The organism is Paractinoplanes maris, from assembly GCF_023544465.1.
In the GTDB taxonomy this organism is placed as follows: Bacteria; Actinomycetota; Actinomycetes; order Mycobacteriales; family Micromonosporaceae; genus Actinoplanes; species Actinoplanes maris.
In genome coordinates this window covers 476,792-493,457 of the sequence record NZ_JALPVL010000002.1, presented here as the reverse complement: position 1 = coordinate 493,457, position 16,666 = coordinate 476,792, and the positions used below count along the sequence as shown (strand labels likewise).

Annotated in this window: 13 protein-coding genes and 1 riboswitch; of the genes, 8 read left to right on the top strand and 5 right to left on the bottom strand. The window is 70.4% G+C overall.

All coding sequences use genetic code 11. The annotated features are described in order from the left end of the window. Positions 1-342 precede the first annotated feature (342 nt). From NAG42_RS07205 to NAG42_RS07195, 3 genes are read left to right on the top strand one after another with little or no spacing between them, the layout of a single operon-like run. Positions 343-756, top strand: a complete 414-nt coding sequence (locus tag NAG42_RS07205) for an ATP-binding protein (RefSeq protein WP_250028954.1) — start codon at positions 343-345, stop codon at positions 754-756. A 29-nt stretch (positions 757-785) separates the two neighbouring features. Further along, positions 786-1,121, top strand: coding sequence for an STAS domain-containing protein (locus NAG42_RS07200; protein WP_250028952.1), 336 nt, complete (start codon positions 786-788; stop codon positions 1,119-1,121). Between the two features lie 9 nt (positions 1,122-1,130). Then, entirely contained in the window at positions 1,131-2,360 is a 1,230-nt protein-coding gene (locus NAG42_RS07195) for an SLC13 family permease (RefSeq protein WP_250028951.1), read from the top strand. 146 nt (positions 2,361-2,506) lie between these two features. On the opposite strand, the gene NAG42_RS07190 is transcribed toward NAG42_RS07195, so the two are convergent. Both NAG42_RS07190 and NAG42_RS07185 read right to left on the bottom strand, forming a co-directional pair. Further along, entirely contained in the window at positions 2,507-3,421 is a 915-nt protein-coding gene (locus NAG42_RS07190; RefSeq protein ID WP_250028949.1) for an intradiol ring-cleavage dioxygenase, read from the bottom strand. Between the two features lie 94 nt (positions 3,422-3,515). Then, the gene (locus NAG42_RS07185; RefSeq protein ID WP_250028947.1) at positions 3,516-5,084 is read right to left on the bottom strand and encodes a cation:proton antiporter; all 1,569 of its coding nucleotides are present in this window, start codon (positions 5,082-5,084) and stop codon (positions 3,516-3,518) included. Positions 5,085-5,140: 56 nt separating this feature from the next. Continuing rightward, a riboswitch (ZMP/ZTP riboswitch) is annotated at positions 5,141-5,232 on the top strand. Between the two features lie 18 nt (positions 5,233-5,250). On the opposite strand from NAG42_RS07185, the gene NAG42_RS07180 reads away from it, so the two are divergent. The 3 genes from NAG42_RS07180 to NAG42_RS43980 all read left to right on the top strand — a co-directional run bounded on the left by NAG42_RS07180 (position 5,251) and on the right by NAG42_RS43980 (position 10,589). After that, entirely contained in the window at positions 5,251-6,675 is a 1,425-nt protein-coding gene (locus NAG42_RS07180) for a glycine hydroxymethyltransferase (RefSeq protein WP_250028946.1), read from the top strand. 88 nt (positions 6,676-6,763) lie between these two features. Then, on the top strand, positions 6,764-7,810 hold the full coding sequence (locus tag NAG42_RS07175) for an L-dopachrome tautomerase-related protein (RefSeq protein WP_250028945.1): 1,047 nt from the start codon (positions 6,764-6,766) through the stop codon (positions 7,808-7,810). A 19-nt stretch (positions 7,811-7,829) separates the two neighbouring features. After that, positions 7,830-10,589 (top strand): DEAD/DEAH box helicase, encoded by a 2,760-nt coding sequence (locus tag NAG42_RS43980; RefSeq protein ID WP_284044943.1) that lies wholly within the window; start codon positions 7,830-7,832, stop codon positions 10,587-10,589. Positions 10,590-10,695: 106 nt separating this feature from the next. Here NAG42_RS43980 and NAG42_RS07165 read toward each other — a convergent pair whose 3' ends face one another. Then, positions 10,696-11,199, bottom strand: coding sequence for a metallophosphoesterase family protein (locus NAG42_RS07165; RefSeq protein WP_250028944.1), 504 nt, complete (start codon positions 11,197-11,199; stop codon positions 10,696-10,698). Between the two features lie 376 nt (positions 11,200-11,575). Between NAG42_RS07165 and NAG42_RS07160 the strand changes: the two genes are divergently transcribed. After that, a complete protein-coding gene (locus NAG42_RS07160) occupies positions 11,576-13,792 on the top strand; it encodes a discoidin domain-containing protein (RefSeq protein ID WP_250028943.1) in 2,217 nt (738 codons plus the stop codon). A 28-nt stretch (positions 13,793-13,820) separates the two neighbouring features. Here NAG42_RS07160 and NAG42_RS07155 read toward each other — a convergent pair whose 3' ends face one another. After that, on the bottom strand, positions 13,821-14,585 hold the full coding sequence (locus NAG42_RS07155) for an alpha/beta fold hydrolase (RefSeq protein WP_284044942.1): 765 nt from the start codon (positions 14,583-14,585) through the stop codon (positions 13,821-13,823). Positions 14,586-14,639: 54 nt separating this feature from the next. Here NAG42_RS07155 and NAG42_RS07150 point away from each other — a divergent pair, with 54 nt between their 5' ends. Further along, positions 14,640-15,311, top strand: coding sequence for a TetR/AcrR family transcriptional regulator (locus tag NAG42_RS07150; RefSeq protein WP_250028941.1), 672 nt, complete (start codon positions 14,640-14,642; stop codon positions 15,309-15,311). Between the two features lie 41 nt (positions 15,312-15,352). Here the strand turns inward: NAG42_RS07150 and NAG42_RS07145 are convergent, their stop codons facing one another. Continuing rightward, positions 15,353-16,606, bottom strand: coding sequence for an ATP-binding protein (locus NAG42_RS07145; protein ID WP_250028940.1), 1,254 nt, complete (start codon positions 16,604-16,606; stop codon positions 15,353-15,355). Positions 16,607-16,666 lie beyond the last annotated feature (60 nt).

Here is a 16,666-nt window from a genome sequence, read left to right as displayed (position 1 = left end):
TCCTCCCTGGCACCTGTCCGGAGAGCCCGGTCGCGCTGCTCGCAGCGTGACCCGGTCGGTCGGGTGTCCCTGTCTAACTGGTCGACGGTGATCGATACGATTCCGTCGGCCGCGCACAGTAGGCCGTTCGGATATGACTAACCTAGCCGACAAGGCCAAGGAAGACTAGCCGAAAGTATGAGTCACTTTGCGTGATAGCAAATATACGTAGCGGATCTTGTGGCGGGCGGCCGGGAAGATCGAGAACCCTGGATCGACCGTGCGAGGGATTAGTCCGTACGGTTGTTGTGGTGACCCGCACGGGCCTGTGTCAAACACTTCCGACCGGGAAAGATGAAGACCATGTCTGCTCTGCGCTCCTCGGTCCCTCATCCGTCGGCCGCTGAGCTGCACTGTTGGCGACTCGGCACCTTCGGTGAGCTTCGCACCTTGCGGGCCGCGCTGCGCGAGGCGATCGAGACGCACACCGCTGAGGTCGACGACCTCTTCGACAAGATGGCCGTGGTCGCCACCGAGCTGGCCACCAATGCGCTGCGGCACGGCCTCCCGCCGACCGAGGTGCGGCTGCTGCGCGAGGACGACCATCTGATCATCGACGTGGCGGATCACGATCTGGGAACGCTCCCAGAGGTGGACGCGGACCGTCCGCTGGGCGCCGGCGGGCTCGGACTGCAGCTCACCAAGACGTTCGCGATCGACGTCGGGTGGTATCGGACCGAGGCGACCAAGCACGTCTGGGCCAGCTTCCCGAGCTGAACCACCGATGTCCTGATAGAAATGCCCCCGTGGCGGACTTCTATCAGATCGGCCGGGAGCGCGCGGCCGGACCGACCGCGAAGATCCTGCGCCCCAGCGGCGAGCTGGACATCAACTCCCGGGACGACCTGCGGGCGATGATCCTGGACGCCCTCGGTGCGGCCGAGCGGGTCGTCGTCGACCTGGCCGCGGTCACCTTCATGGACTCCGAGGCGCTCGGTGCGCTGATCGACGGCTACAACGCGGCCATCGCCCGGGGTGCCGGCTTCGGCGTGGTGAACGCCCAGCGCTCGGTGGCCCGGGTGCTCAACGTCTCAGGTGCTCAGGAGCTTTTCGACGAGGCATGGGAGTCGTCCGGCTCGTAACCTGCCGCGGTGTCCTTGATCATTTCGGCGGTGCTGCTGGCGGCCGTGCTGGCCTTCGCCGTCGTCCGGCCGCGCGGTCTGCCCGAGGCGGTCGCCGCCGTGCCCGCGGCCGGCCTGGTGATCGCGGCCGGGATCGTGACCTGGGACGACGCACTCAGCGAATTCCGCGAGCTCGGCCCGACGGTCGGGTTCCTGGCCGCCGTTCTGGTCCTGGCCCACCTGGCGGCCGAGCACGGCGTCTTCCGGTACGCCGGGGCGGTCGCGGCCCGGATCAGCGGGGGCCGCCCGGCACGCTTGCTGGTGGCGGTCTTCGTGGCGGCCGCCCTCACCACCGCGTTCCTCAGCCTGGACGCCACCGTCGTGCTGCTCACCCCGGTCATCCTGGCCACGGCGGCCCGGGTCGGCGCCCGGCCCCGCCCGCCGGCCTTCGCCACCGCGCACCTGGCCAACTCGGCCTCGCTGCTGCTGCCCGTCTCGAACCTGACCAACCTGCTCGCGTTCGCGGCCAGCGGGCTCACCTTCTTCGGGTTCACCGCGCTGATGACGCTGCCCTGGATCGCCGTCATCGTCGTGGAGTTCCTCGTGTTCCGCGTCTATTTCGCCGGTGACCTGCGGGTACGCGAGAAGCCCAGCGCCGAGCCGGGTAACGGCCCGGCACCGCGGTACGCCCTGACCGTGCTGGCCGTGACCCTGGCCGGCTTCGCGGTGGTGCATCCCCTCGGAATTGATCCGGCGTGGGTCGCGGTGGCCGGGGCGGTCTTCCTGGCCGTGCCCCGCCGCGTTCCGGTCGGCACCCTGCTCCGGGAGGCCAATCCCGCGTTCTGCGCATTCGTGCTGGCCCTCGGCGTCGTGGTGCTGGCCGTTCAGCAGCACGGCCTGGAACGGCTGCTCCACACCATCGTGCCCGACCACGCCGATCTGCTCGGTCTGCTGGCCGTCGCCTTCCTGGCCGCCGCGCTGGCCAACGTGCTCAACAACCTGCCGGCCACGCTGGTGCTGTTGCCGGTTGTCGAGTCGCGGCCGGGACTCCTGCTGGCGATGCTGATCGGCGTGAACGTCGGCCCCAACCTGACCTATGTGGGCTCGCTGGCCACCCTGCTGTGGCGGCAGATCCTGCACGCGCACGACGCGGCGCCGGGCCCGCGCGACTTCCTGCGCCTGGGCCTGCTCACCGTGCCGCTCGCGCTGCTGGCCGGAGTGCTCGCCCTGTGGCTCAGCCTCAGGGTCGCAAGCGCATGAAGAAAGGACAACACCCTCGCCGCCGCGCCGGTATCGGTCCGGGGAACGGCCGAGGTGATCCGGTGGGGGATCGGCGGCGGGGTGCGTCCGACGCAATCAGTCTTGTCGATGCAAGTGTTACAGGCAAGTAAAACTGGTTACGGAACTCAGTTGGCCGGAGGGGCACCACCGGAACCGCCGCCACCCGGGGCCGCGCCGCCGGTCGGAGTGGTCGTCGTGTCGACCTTCGCGGTCAGCGTCACGGTGAAGCCGCCGGCGACGTCACCCGAGGCCGCGCCGGTCTGCAGGGCGGCCTCGTCGTCGCCGAAGACGTTGTCGGACGACAGGCTGACCTGGCTCAGGTTGCTGACCGAGGCCGAGTAGCCGGTGGTCGCGTACACCTTGTCGCAGACGTCCTTGGGCAGGGCGACCTGCGAGGTGGCGATGGCCTTGGCCGAATCGGTGAGGTCGGCCCGGCTCGGATAGACCTCGAAGTGGATGTGGGGCCACCGGCCGGAGTAGCAGGCCGGGAAGATGCTCGTGAACTTCACCTTCCCCGAGTCGTCGGCGATCTGGACACCGCGCAGGTAGTTCTGGTCGGTGACCCCCTCGGAGTACATCGAGTAATTGCCGTCGCGGTCGCAGTGCCACACGTAGACCGCGGCGTCCTTGAACGGCGCGTCGTCGTTCGCCATGTCGAGGATCGTCAGCTCGAGGGTCATCGGGACGCCCTGGGCCGTGCCGCTCGCGGTGCCGAAGCTCGACCGGATGTCGCTGCGGACCACCCCGCTCTGCTCGAGGATGTCGGGTCCGTTCGAGCCGTCTCCGGGGTAGGGGCCGGCCGTCTCGCCGGGGATCTCGCCCGTGCCGGACGACGACGAGGCCGCCGGTGCCGCCGGATCCGAGGACGAGTTGCCGCAGGCCGCGAGCCCGAGCACGGCGGCGCCGAGACCGAACCCGCGCAGCAGGTGCCGCCGGCCGGCCAGGGTGCCCAGGTCGAAGCCGAGGCCCTGGTCGACGACCTCCTCGTCGGGCCGGGGCAGGTGCCGTCCCTCGTACGTCGGTCTCGGATCCTGTGCCATCGGAGTTCACTCCTCCATCGTGTTTGCCGCACGCTTGGAGTCACCGTAGAAGCGGTTCTTGTGGAACGGCTTTGCGTTCGCTGTCTGTGCCCGGTCAGGCCGGGCCGGTCGAGGGGGTGGTGTGGCGGGCCGCCTGGCGCAGGTCGAGGTCTTCGATCAGCTCGCGGGCGATCTCCTCGCTCAGCTCGTGGTCGCGGACGGCCTTGCCGAGCGCGAGGCGCTGGCCGTCGAAGCTCGCGTCGATGTCGTCCGACGGCCGCGCGGCGACCTCGGCGGCGATCTCGCGGCCGCGCCGGCGCTGGGCGTCGGTCGCGGCCCGTTCGGCGCTCAGGTCGAACTTGAGCTTGCGGGCCAGCCAGGCCACCGTCGTGCCCTGCAGGAGCAGCGTGCCCAGCGTGACGAACAGCGCGATCGCCTGGATCGCGGCGCGGCCCGGGAACTCCTCGCCCGACGCCGTGTGCTCGGGGATCGAGGCCGCGGCGGCCAGGGTCAGGATGCCGCGCATGCCGGTCCAGCCGACCAGCAGCCGCTCGTTGCGGGTCGGTGCGGGCAACGGGTCCTCGCCGCGGCGCTGCCGGTGGCGCTCGCGCATCTGCTGCAGCCGGGTGCGGTAGCGCTCATCCTGCTCGGCCCGGCGCTCGACTTGCCGCTCGCGCACGGTCCAGCGGCCGAACAGCACCTCGACCCCGATCAGCCGGATCGCGATGGCCGCGACCAGCAGCACTCCGGCCGCGACGAGCGTGCGGCCCAGCCCGGGATCGTCCGACTCGGCCAGTTCCTCCAGGACCCACTTCAACTGCAGACCGATGTACGCGAAGACGAACGTCTCCAGCAGGAAGTCGATGACCGGCCAGACCTCTCCCTCCTGCAGCCGCGCCCGGTAGGCGCCCGGGTACTGGTGCTTGGGGTCGAGCGTGAGGTTGACGCTGAGCGAGAAGGCGGCCACGACCACCGCCAGGATGCCCGAGGCGTGCACCTCCTCGGCGGTCAGGAACGCGGTGAACGGCACCAGCATGACCAGCGCGGTCTCCAGCGTCGGGTTGCCCAGCCGCTTGCGGATCCAGAGTGCGATCACGGCGTACAGCGCGCCGATGCCGACCCCGATCGACGCGTTGCGGAAGAACTCGCCGACCCCGCCCTGCCAGGTGGTGTGCTCGCCGTTCACGGCGGCCACCGCGATGCTGAACAGGGTGAGCGCGGTCGCGTCGTTGACCAGGCTCTCGCCGGTCAGGATCGACGTCGCGCGCTGGGGAAGCCCGATCTCCTCGCCGTGCGAGACCGTGGTGATCGTGTCCGGCGGGGCGAGCACGGCGCCCAGCACGAAGGCAGCGGTCAGCCCGATCGTCGGCAGCAGCCACGACGACAGCAGGCCGAGGGCCCCGGTGGTGATGACCACCAGGACGACCCCGAGCGTCCAGATCGACCGCAGGTTGGCTCCGAAGCTCGCGAACGACGCTCCCCGGGTGGCCGAGTAGAGCAGCGGCGGGATGACGATGGCGAGGATCAGCTCGCTCTCCAGCTCGAGCCGGGGCACCCCGGGGATGAAGGACGCACCCGCGGCCAGCACCACGATGATCATGCCGGGTTCGACGCCTCGCTTGCGGGCCAGCGCCGACACCGCGATGCCCAGCCCGATGATGAGCAGGATCTGTACGCCGTTCATCCGGCTCAGCCTAGTGATCAACGGTTTCGGCGGGGAGAATCAGACCGGTATGCTCGTCGGCGGGCCGTGACTGGCGCGTCAAGATGGTCAACCATCGGGGAGCGGCCTCGTCTGAATGACGAACCTGCCGTGCGCCTGGGCCTCTTCACCGTGATAGGGAGGTCCCATGCCTGAGGTAAACGTCGAATCTCTCGCCTTCCGCTCCGCCCTCGAGGTGGTCCGGTCGGTCGAGCCGCGCATCGCCGACGCGATCGCCAAGGAGCTCACCGACCAGCGCGAGTCGCTCAAGCTGATCGCCAGTGAGAACTACGCCTCGCCGGCCGTGCTGCTGGCGATGGGCAACTGGCTCTCCGACAAGTACGCGGAGGGCACGATCGGCCGCCGCTTCTACGCCGGCTGCCAGAACGTCGACACCGTCGAGTCGATCGCCGTCGAGCACGCCAAGGCCCTCTTCGGGGCGCCCTACGCCTACGTGCAGCCGCACTCCGGGATCGACGCCAACCTGGTCGCGTACTGGGCGATCCTGGCCGACCGGGTCGAGGTGCCCTACCTCCAGAAGTTCGAAAAGCGGCAGATCAACGACCTGACCGACGCCGAATGGGCCGAGCTGCGGCAGGCCTTCGGCAACCAGCGGCTGCTCGGCATGTCGCTGGACGCCGGCGGTCACCTCACGCACGGCTTCCGGCCGAACATCTCCGGCAAGATGTTCGACCAGCGCAGCTATGGCGTCGACCCGGCGACCGGGCAGATCGACTACGCCGCCCTGCGGGAGACGGCCCGCGAGTTCAAGCCCGCGGTGATCGTCGGCGGCTACTCGGCTTACCCCCGCAAGGTGAACTTCGCCAAGATGCGCGAGATCGCCGACGAGGTGGGCGCCACCTTCATGGTCGACATGGCGCACTTCGCCGGCCTGGTCGCGGGCGGCGTCTTCACCGGCGACTTCAACCCGATCCCGCACGCGCACATCGTCACCACGACGACCCACAAGAGCCTGCGTGGCCCGCGCGGCGGCGCCGTCTTCTGCCAGCCGGAGCTTTCCGCTCAGGTCGACCGCGGCTGCCCGATGGTGCTCGGCGGCCCGCTGCCGCACGTGATGGCGGCCAAGGCGATCGCGTTCGCCGAGGCCCGGCGGCCCGAGTTCCAGACGTACGCCCAGCAGATCGTCACCAACAGCCAGGCCCTCGCCGAGGGTCTGAGCAAGCGCGGCGTCCAGCTGGTCAGCGGTGGCACCGAGAACCACCTGGTGCTGATCGACGTGCACCCGTTCGGTCTGACCGGCCGGCAGGCCGAGCAGGCGCTGCTCGACAGCGGCGTCGTCACCAACCGAAACGCCATCCCGAACGACCCGAACGGCGCCTGGTACACCTCCGGCATCCGGATCGGCACCCCGGCCCTGACCAGCCGCGGTCTCGGCACCGCCGAGATGGACCAGATCGCCGAGCTGATCCACACGGTGCTGGCCGGCACCACCCCCGCCGAGGGCTCCAAGGCCAAGTTCCAGCTGGACCCCGCCGTCTCCGACCGGGTCCACAAGCAGGCCCACGAGCTGCTGGCCGGCTTCCCGCTCTACCCCAGCGTCGACCTCGGCTGAGCCGGTCCGTTACGTCGCCTCACCCCGGGGTATGCGCCCCGGGGTGAGCGAACAACCACAAGATCAAGCCGCCGGCACCCTGGAAACCGTGCACACCTTCGACGACGGGCCCATGCCCACCGGGGTGAGCGTCTCCCGCACCGGGCGGGTCTTCGTCAACTTCCCCAAGTGGGGGGACGACGTCCGCTTCACCGTGGCCGAGATCAAGGACGGCGAGGTGGTGCCCTTCCCCGACCTCGACTGGAACTCGCCCCGCGGCGACGCCGACCCGGACGCCCTGGTCTCGGTGCAGAGCATCGTCGTCGACCCGGCCGACCGCCTGTGGATCCTGGACACCGGCAGCCCCCTCTTCCAGCCCACCGAGCACGGCGGGCCCAAGCTGGTCTGCGTGGATCTGACCACCGACCAGGTCGTCCGGACCATCGTCTTCGACCAGGACGTCGCCCTCCCGACGACCTATCTCAACGACGTCCGGTTCGACCTGCGCCGCAACGCCGCCTTCATCACCGACTCGTCCGACCAGGGCCCCAACGGCCTGATCGTGGTCGACCTGCACACCGGTGAGGCCTGGCGCCGCCTGCACGACCACCCGTCGACCAAGGCGCTGGTCCCGGCCGAGATGCTGCCGATGGCCGAGGGCAAACCCTTCTTCGAACGCCCGAAGGACGGCCCGCGGCAGCCGGTGAAGATGGGTTCCGACGGCATCGCCATCGCCGCCGACGGCTCGCGCGTCTACTACTGCCCGCTGGTGTCGCGCCGCTGGCACAGCGTCTCGGCCGAGGCCCTGTTCGACCGGGGCCTGAGCGACGCCGACGTGGCGGCCACGGTCGTCGACGAGGGTGACAAGGGCGGCGCCTCGGACGGGCTCGAGACCGATGACCAGGGCCGCCTCTACATGACCGACTGGGAGCACAACGCCGTCCTGCGCCGCCTGCCCGACGGCACCGTCGAGACGCTGGCCCACGACCCCCGCCTGCTCTGGCCGGACACCATGTCGGTGGCCGACGGCTACCTCTACGTGACCGCCAACCAGCTGCACCGCCAGGCCAAATACCAGCACGACGAAGACCGCCGCCAATACCCGTACTCCCTGTTCCGCATCCCGATCGACGCCGGCCCGATCAACCTGCGTTAGGGCGGTAACCTCGGGCGCGATGCTGCCGCCGACTGTTCTTGCCGTGCTGGCCGAGCTTGCGCCGGCAGGGGCCGACCGCGTGCTGGATGTCGGACGCGGCGGGCAGCCGATCGTGTGGCTCGACGACGCGGAGCGGGCGCCTCGGCGGAAAGAGGTCGAACGGCTCGCGGCGGTCGGGGCGCTTCATCGCGACGAGCGGCCGCTGCGGCGGGGGTGGGGCTTCCTGGTCGGGCGCACCGAGGTCGAGGGGAAGCAGCGGAAGATCCGGGTGCCGTTGCTCAGCCAGCCGGTCCAGCTCGAGCGGGGGTTGCTGGGCTATCGGGTCGTGCCGGCCGGGGACGTCGAGATCACGTCGCTGATCGAGGACCGGGGTCTGGCCGCTGCCCTGGAGGCGGCGCCGGGGGTGGCCGGCCCGGGGTGGCTGGAGGCTACCGGCAGCAAGGCCTGGCTGTGGTCGGCGGCCGAGGCGACGGGGCTGCCGGTGGACGCGGTGGCGAGTGACCGGCGCGCGCCGAGCGACCGGGTCGTGCTCGTGCCGGAGGCTGCGCTCTTTGTCGTACGGGACGTGTTCGGAGCCGGGCTGGCCGACAGCCTGCGCAGCTGGGCCGCGCGAGATCTCACCGGCACCGCTCTCGCCGCCGTCTATGCCGGCGGAGACGAGGCGCGCGGGAGTGGAAACGCACGCCGCGAAGCCGGAGACGGCGGAAACGACCGCTCGGGCCGGGGGTACCGCGACGCCGGAGACGGTGGAACCAACCGCGCGGTCGGCCGGGGTGAGCCCGTGTTGTCGCCGATGCCGTTGAGTGCGGCCCAGGCCGAGGTGGTGGCCCGGGTGCGGACCGACACGATCACCGTGGTCTCCGGGCCGCCGGGCAACGGCAAGAGCCACACCGTCGTCGCGGCCGCGCTCGAAGTTGTGCACCGGGGCGGGTCCGTGCTGGTGGCGACCCAGTCGCCGCATGCGGCCGAGGTGCTCGCCGGGCTGCTGGAGCGCTATCCGGGGCCGGTTCCGGTGCTCTTCGGCGACGCCGCCCGCCGGGAGAGCCTGGCCGCCGAGCTGACGGCCGGGCTCGAGGCGGGGGCGACCGACGAGGAGCTGCGGGCGGACGCCGAGACTGTCCGGCGAGCGCACGACGCCGTACGCGATATCCGGGCCGGCCTCACCGCCGCGCTCGACCTGGAGGTGCGGGCGGCCGAGCTGCCCGAGTGGCAACCTCGCCTGACCGCGCTGGCGGCGGATGCGCCCGGCGTCTTCGAGCACGACGCCGACCTCGGGAAACTGCGGCACCGGCTGGCCCGCGGCGGGCTCGCGGGATGGTGGACCCGGCGCCGGCTGGGCATCCGGCCGGACGTACCGCCCGAGAGGGTGACCGACGCCCTGGCCGCGGCTACCGCGCAGCGTGCCGCCGCCCACCTCGCCGCGACCGGCGGCACCGACCTCGAGCCGCAGTGGCAGGCCCTGCACGACGCCGAGACGACGCTGGCCACGACCGTCGGCGGGGCCATGCGCCGGGCCGCCCGCAGCCGGAAACGGTGGGACCGTGCCGCGCGCCGAGGCGCCGCCGATCTGGCCGCCGCCTTGCGGGCCGGGCGCAACCGGCGCCGCGAGCTGCTGGCCGGGCTGGAGGCCGAGCCCTTGGTACGCGCTCTCCCGCTCTGGATCGGCACGGTGGCCGACGTCGAGGACCTGCTGCCCGCCGCGCCCGGGATGTTCGACCTGGTGGTGCTGGACGAGGCGTCCCATGTGGACCAGATCCGGGCCGCGCCGGTGCTCGCGCGGGCCCGGCGGGCGATGGTGGTCGGCGATCCGCGGCAGCTGCGCTTCGTCTCGTTCGTGAGCGACGTCGACGTGGCCGAGGTGCTCCACCGGCACGGGGCGGACGAGCGGCTCGACGTACGCCGGGTCAGCGCCTTCGACCTGGCCGCGGGGGCCGCCCCGGCGACCTGGCTGGCCGAGCATCACCGCAGCGTGCCGCATCTGATCGGGTTCGCCGCACGGCGTTTCTACGGCGACCGGCTCGATGTGCTCACGCGCACCCCGGCCACCGAGGGGGCCGACGCCATCGACATCGTGCGGGTGCCCGACGAGCTGCCGGCCGTGCTCAAGATCGTCGAGGAGGAAGCGGCGGCGGGCACCCGCGGCATCGGGGTGATCTCACCGTTCCGCCCGCAGGCCGACGCGCTCGAGGCGGCGCTGGTCGAGGCCTACCCGGTCGAGCGGATCGAGGAGCTCGGGCTGCGCACCGGCACCGTGCACGCCTTCCAGGGCAGCGAGGCCGAGGTGGTGATCGTCTCGCTGGGCCTGCAGCCGGGCGATTCCCCGGCGCGCCGTCGTTTTGTCGCCGACCCCAACCTGTTCAACGTCATGGTCACCCGGGCCCGGCGGCGGCTCGTCGTGGTGACCGCCGTCGACCGGGCCGACGGCTTGATCGGCGACTTCTTCGCGTACGCCGAATCAGCCCCCGAGACGCCCGGCGGCAAACCATCGACCGGGTGGGTGCACGAGCTCGGCACCGAGTTGAGGCGCCTCGGCGTCGAGACGAGATCCGGGTACGAGGTGGGCCGCTGGACGATCGACCTCTGCATCGGCCCGTCCGAGAGCCCGACCGGCGTCTTCTGTGGACCGCATCCCGGCGGTCCCGAGGCGCACCTGGCCCGCCGGCACGCCCTGACCCGGAAGGGCTGGCGCCTGCGGGACGGTTTCGCGAGCCGGTGGTCGGGCGACCCACGACGAGCAGCGCTTGAACTGGCCGACGACCTCCAACCCCGTCGCGCCTGATCCCGCAGCGCTTGACCCGGCCGCGCCGGACCGCACCGCGCCGCGCCGGACCGCGCCGCGCCGGACCGCGCCGCGCCTAACCCCGTCGTGCCGCGCCGGACCGCGCCTAACCCCGTCGTGCCAGCTCGTGCAGCGTCACCTCGGTCAACCGGCCGGACTCGACGACCGCTGTCTGATAGGTGGCGAAGGGCTGGCGCCGCCGGTCGGTCGGTGAGCCCGGGTTGAGCAGCCGCAGGCCCGATGCCGCGGTCGTGTCCCACGGAATGTGCGAGTGCCCGAAGACCAGCAAATCGACCTCGGGAAACCAGGCCGCGCACCGCTCGGTGCGACCGGTGGACGCCCCCGTCTCGTGGATCACCGCCAGCCGCAGGCCGTCCAGGTCCGCGTACGCGATCTCGGGAAGCCGGGCCCGGAGCCCGGCCCCGTCGTTGTTGCCGTAACAGGCGATCAGCCGCCGCGAGCGCGCCTCGAAAGCGTCCAGCGTGGTCTCGTCGACCCAGTCCCCGGCATGCACCACCACGTCGGCGGCCTCGATCGCCGCCCAGAGTGGCGCCGGCAGGTCGCGGGCGCGCTTGGGCAGATGGGTGTCGCTCGTGAGGACCAGACGCATCGTTCCAGACTAAGAAGCCCTCCCCCGGGAAGCGCTCTCCGGGCCAAGATCGGCCGAATTGGCGTGCATGCCGTTTTTATCGATCCGCGCCGGAACCGGTTCCGAAGTCTCTGTTATCGGGTCCGCCCGCGGTGGGCCGGACGACCCCCGTACGGCATCGACCTGGGTTTATCCCCGAAGGCGGACGGCGCCGGGACGGAACTTTGTGTCAGCCACAAGTCCTTCGAAGTTCCGGAACCGTGTTCATCTATGGACAGCTGATGAACGCGTGCTTAGCGTCGGTCCCGGGGGAGCGCTCTCCCTCGTACCTGAGGAGAGTTCACCCTTCCCTAGGGCGCAAGAGTCCCCCTTGCGCATCCCCGCCCAAGGAGAAGCAATGACCATCCCCATCTCCTCCGCACCCGAGCGGAGACGCTCCCCCTGGCGCCTCGCCGCGATCAGCGGCCTGGTCGCCACCGTCGTCGCGGGTTACGCCGCGGCCACCGCGGTCGGTGCCAGTGCCGCCGAGACCCTGCTCTCGCAGGGCAAGCCGGCCACGGCGTCGTCCACCGAGGCGGCCGGTGCCTACGCGGCGGCCGAGGCCGTCGACGGCAACGCCGGCACCCGCTGGGCGTCCGCGTTCAGCGACCCGCAATGGCTGCAGGTCGACCTGGGCAGCTCGCAGGCGATCAGCCGCGTCGAGCTGAACTGGGAGACCGCCGCGGCCAAGGCGTTCCAGATCCAGGTCTCGGACAACGCGAGCTCCTGGACCAGCATCTATTCGACCACCACGTCGGCCGGGGGCAACCAGTCCCTGACCGTCAACGGCACCGGCCGGTACGTGCGCATGTACGGCACCCAGCGCACCACCGGCTACGGCTACTCGCTCTGGGAGTTCAAGGTCTACGGCGGCACGACAACCACACCCCCGACCACGCCGCCGCCCACCGGCGACCCGATCCCAGGGGGCGGCAGCCTGGGCACCAACGTGGTCGTCTTCGACCCGTCGATGTCCAGCGCCAGCATCCAGGCGCGGGCCGACCAGATCTTCGCGCAGCAGGAGACGGCCCAGTTCGGCACCGGGCGTTACGTGCTGGCGTTCAAGCCGGGCACCTACAACGGGCTGAACATCCAGGTCGGCTTCTACACCTCGATTGTCGGCCTGGGGCAGAACCCGCAGGACGTGCGGATCAACGGTGACATCACCGTCGACGCCGGCTGGTTCCAGGGCAACGCGACCCAGAACTTCTGGCGCAGCACCGAGAACGTCTCGGTCTACCCGGTCAACGGCACCAATCGCTGGGCCGTCTCGCAGGCCGCACCGTTCCGCCGGATGGACATCCACGGCAACCTGAACCTGGCCCCCAACGGGTACGGGTGGGCGTCCGGCGGCTACATCTCGGACTCCCGGATCAGCGGCAGCGAGGGTCAGTACTCGCAGCAGCAGTGGTTCACCCGGGACAGCCAGATCGGGTCGAACACCAACGCGGTGTGGAACCAGACCTTCGTCGGTGTGCAGGGCGCTCCGGCGGCCAGCTACCCGAACCCGCCGTACACGGTCATCGGGCAGACCCCGGTGATCCGCGAGAAGCCGTATCTCTACCAGAGCGGCAGCGACTACGCGGTCTTCGTGCCCAACCTGCGCACCAACACCTCGGGCGCGACCTGGGTCAACGGCAACACCCCGGGCTCGTCGATCCCGCTCAGCCAGTTCTACGTGGCCAAGCCCGGTGACAGCGCCGCGCGGATCAACCAGGCGCTCGCGCAGGGCCTGAACCTGATCTTCCAGCCCGGCATCTACCACATCAACCAGACGATCAACGTGAACCGGGCCAACACCGTGGTCCTCGGCCTGGGCTACGCCACGGTCATCCCGGACAACGGCGTCACCGCGATGCAGGTGGCCGATGTGGACGGTGTGAAGGTGGCCGGCGTGCTGTTCGACGCGGGCACCACCAACTCGCCCAACCTGCTGGTCATGGGCGCCGCGGGATCGTCGGCCAACCACGCCGCCAACCCGTCGACGGTGCAGGACGTGTTCTTCCGGATCGGTGGTTACATCGCCGGCAAGGCCACCAACAGCCTGCTGGTCAACAGCAACAACGTGATCATCGACCACATCTGGGCCTGGCGGGCCGACCACGGCAACGCCGGCACCTACGGCTGGACGGTCAACACGGCCGACAGCGGCCTGATCGTCAACGGCAACAACGTGACCGCGTACGGCCTGTTCGTCGAGCACTACCAGAAGACCGAGGTGCTCTGGAACGGCAACGGCGGCCGCACCTACTTCCTGCAGAACGAGCAGCCGTACGACCCGCCGTCGAACGCCGCCTGGCGCAGCGACGGGGTGCTCGGCTACCCGGCCTACAAGGTGGCGGACAGCGTCCAGAGTCACGAGGCGTGGGCGATGGGCAGCTACGCCGTCTTCCTGGACAACCCGGCCATCCACTCGGCGAATGGTTTCCAGGCCCCGACCCACGGCGGCGTGAAGTTCCACAACATCTTCACGATCTCCCTGGCCGCCGGCACCATCGACCACGTGGTCAACAACATCGGCGCGCCGGCCCAGGCCAGCAACGTCGTGCCGTCCACAGTGACCAACTTCCCGTAAACCGCGTTTCCCGGGGCCCGTCGCTCTGTCACGAGCGGCGGGCCCCGATCCACGTCGCCAGGACGTCCGGCCGGCTCAGGTAGACCTCATGGTCGTCGGCGCCGGGCACGCGGACGGGCTTCCGGTCGATCAGCTCGGCCAGGCGCTCGGCGATGTCGAGGTGCATCGGGTCGGGCCGCTCGCTGACGGCCAGGGTGACCAGCCCGGCCGGCAGGTCGCCCGGTCCGAACGCGCGCCGGGTGAGCTGCCGGGCGTCGTCGCGAACGGCCGGCTCGGCATTGCGCAGCGCGGCCCGCACCTCCGGCGAGCCGAGGTCGGCGCGCCCCTCGGACAGCACGGTCAGCACCACCCGCCAGGCTCCTTCCCAGTCCTCCGGACACGCGCTCAGGTGCGCCTCGACCGGGGCCATGATGGCGGCGTGCGTCGCGTCGGCATCGGGCAGCATCCCGAGAGCGGCCGGCTCCCAGGCGATCACCTCGCGCAGCAGGCCGGCATGGCGCTGGGCGAGCGCCAGAGCGACGACCCCGCCCGAGCTGAAGCCGACGACGGTGGCCGGCGCCAGCCCCAGATGGCGGATCAGCTCGGCCGCGTCGTCGGCGTGCTGGTCACCGCGGTCGGTGGGCCAGTCGCCGGTGCGGTTGCGGCCGGTGCCACGCCGGTCGTACCAGACCACGCGGCAGCCCTGCCCGGCCAGCGCCCGGGCCTGCGGCTCGATCATGCTCGCGTCCTCGGCGCCGCCGTGAATCACCAGAACGGGGTGTCCGGATCCGGCCTCTTGGTGGTGAAGAACCATCGGACTGCCTTTCGTTTTACTTGCTCAATATTCAATAGGGGCTAAGGTAAGCCGATGAGTGGGGAGGTGTCTCGCCGGCGTCGGCCATACGACTCCTCCGGCCGCCAGGCGCAGGCGTCGCTGGTGCGGGCCCGGGTGCTCGAGGCGGCGGGCCGGCTCTTCATCGAGCAGGGCTACGGGCGTACGTCGATGACCCGGATCGCCGCCGAGGCCGGGGTCTCCACCCCGACCGTCTTCGCCGGATTCCGGACCAAATCCCAGCTGCTCAAGGCGGCGGTCGACACGGCGATCGTCGGCGACGACGAGCAGGTGCCGCTGGCCGCCCGCCCGGTCATGCGCCGGGTGCACGAGGCCACGACGCTCCCCGAGCTGGTCGAGCGTCTGGCCGACGCCTTCGCCGAGGTCGCCGAGCGGGCCGGCCCGATAGCCGCGGTGGCCTACGCCGCGGCCGACGCCGACGCCGAGGTGGCCCACCTGGCCACCACCCTCGACGCCGAGCGCTTGACCGGAGCCCATCAGTTGGCCGTCGCCGTGGCCACCCGGTTGCAGGTCACCGATCCAGCTGCCACCGACCGCATCCGGGACACGATCTGGACCCTGAACTCCGTTCAGCAGTGGCACCTGCTGACCCGGCAGCGAGGCTGGACGACACAGGCCTACCGCGACTGGATGGTCGTGGCCCTGACCGCCCTCTGCACCCACGCGGCCGGCCCCACCGCCACCTGATCAGCCGGCGTCAGAGTCGCGTCGTGCCACGCCGCTTGTCATCAGGGCGCGGCGACCTGCCACAGAGCGCTGACCGGCATGACGCGGAGTCTGTCGCCGAACGGCAGGGTGGTGTTTCCGGTATAGAGGACGATGCCCGCGACGAAGTCGTCGCCGAGGCGGTCGCGAAGGCGCTGAAGCCCGCGGAAATCCTCTGGCTTGACCGTCGAAGCGGCCTTCACCTCGATGCCGACGACTTGCCCGGACCGATTCTCCAGAACGGCGTCGACCTCGAACTTGTCCCGATCTCGGTAGTGCGAGAGCTCAGCCCTCTGCTGGGACCAGGTCAGCTGGCGGGACAACTCCGACAGTACGAAGGATTCAAGCAGCGGCCCGAACGGCGCACCTGGACGGAGCAGAGCCCGGGCTTCGACCGCCATCTCATTGGCCAGAATGCCTGAGTCGACGAAAACCAGTTTCGGTGCGGCTGTAGCTCGGCTGCCGAGATTGCGAGACCATCCGGGGATCCGTTTGATCAAGAAGATCTCTTCCAGTACCTGTAGGTATCGCGTGATCGTCGGCCGGCTCAATTCCAGGGCGGATTCGAGCGAATTGGCGGCGACGATGGTTGCTGACCTGGCCGCCAGAAGTCGCACCAGTTTGCGCAGCTGACCTTTGTGCTGGATGTCGGAGAGCTGTCGCACATCACGGTCGATGAGCGCCTGGACGTACGCGTCGAAGAACTGCTCGCGGCGCCGCGGATCGTCGCGAAACGCCGCTTCGGGAAGGCCGCCGCGGACAATCCTGGCCGCATAGTCGGCGCGGGTGACGGTCGAAGTGTGCCGCAGGCGGGGGCCGAGGGCGAACACGGCATCAATGAAACCGTCGGGCTCGTTGTCGATCTCGCCTTGCGACAAGGGCCAGAGCTCGACGGTCTCCATCCTGCCGGGAAGGGCGTCCGGGGCGGCGATCATCCCGAACAGTTGAGACGATCCGGTCAGGAGGCAACGCCCAGGGCGAGGGTCCTCGTCCACGGAGACCTTGATGGCCAGCAAGAGCTTCGGAGCGCGCTGGATCTCATCGATAACCAGTAACTCGGAGCTGTCGACGAAGCCTGTGGGGTCGGCGATGGCTACGGTACGGTCCTGCTCGCGATCCAGGTCTCGGCGCTCCGCGAAGCGGTCACCGGCGACGACGCGGACGAGGGTGCTCTTGCCGGCCTGGCGTGCGCCGCTCACCAGGACGACGCGGGTGTCGGCCAGCGCGGCGTTCACTTTCGCTGCGGCATGGCGGGGGATCAGCGGATGGGTGGGCACACCTCATCCTACCTGCAAGTCTTTCAGTCTGCGGGGGTTAGGACTTTCGATTTGCGCCCG

Coding starts and splice junctions, on each gene's coding strand:
- NAG42_RS07155 (WP_284044942.1), bottom strand. CDS start 14,585: ATGGTTCTTCACCACCAAGAGGCCGGATCCGGACACCCCGTTCTGGTG.
- NAG42_RS07190 (WP_250028949.1), bottom strand. CDS start 3,421: ATGGCACAGGATCCGAGACCGACGTACGAGGGACGGCACCTGCCCCGG.
- NAG42_RS07150 (WP_250028941.1), top strand. CDS start 14,640: ATGAGTGGGGAGGTGTCTCGCCGGCGTCGGCCATACGACTCCTCCGGC.
- NAG42_RS07185 (WP_250028947.1), bottom strand. CDS start 5,084: ATGAACGGCGTACAGATCCTGCTCATCATCGGGCTGGGCATCGCGGTG.
- NAG42_RS07165 (WP_250028944.1), bottom strand. CDS start 11,199: ATGCGTCTGGTCCTCACGAGCGACACCCATCTGCCCAAGCGCGCCCGC.
- NAG42_RS07205 (WP_250028954.1), top strand. CDS start 343: ATGTCTGCTCTGCGCTCCTCGGTCCCTCATCCGTCGGCCGCTGAGCTG.
- NAG42_RS43980 (WP_284044943.1), top strand. CDS start 7,830: ATGCTGCCGCCGACTGTTCTTGCCGTGCTGGCCGAGCTTGCGCCGGCA.
- NAG42_RS07180 (WP_250028946.1), top strand. CDS start 5,251: ATGCCTGAGGTAAACGTCGAATCTCTCGCCTTCCGCTCCGCCCTCGAG.
- NAG42_RS07160 (WP_250028943.1), top strand. CDS start 11,576: ATGACCATCCCCATCTCCTCCGCACCCGAGCGGAGACGCTCCCCCTGG.